Below are 258 nucleotides of genomic sequence, written 5' to 3' on the forward strand. Positions count from 1 at the left end.
GTCACATCGATTCCTTGTCAGGAGGGGAGAAACAGCGGATCGCCGTCGCTTGCGCCATGGTCGGACAACCGGAATGGTTGCTTCTCGATGAGCCGTTGACACACCTTGACCCAGTGACCGCGAATCGATTCGTCGACTGGCTCGATCACTTGGACAACGTGAACGTCATCGTTGTCGAACATCGCGCGCACTTGTGGGGAGACTTTTTTGATTGGCACATCGAACTCGATCAAGGACGGATTGTACGGAACGAGCCGT

1 protein-coding gene is annotated in these 258 nt (G+C 55.0%); it reads left to right on the top strand.

Annotation, left to right across the window (positions count from 1 at the left end):
• Positions 1–14: 14 nt before the first annotated feature.
• A partial coding sequence (locus tag AC2Q9J_RS18170; RefSeq protein ID WP_499042116.1) for an ATP-binding cassette domain-containing protein occupies positions 15–258 on the top strand: 244 nt, incomplete at its 3' end.

The organism is Planococcus sp. RAB007_Raresut (genome assembly GCF_057369535.1).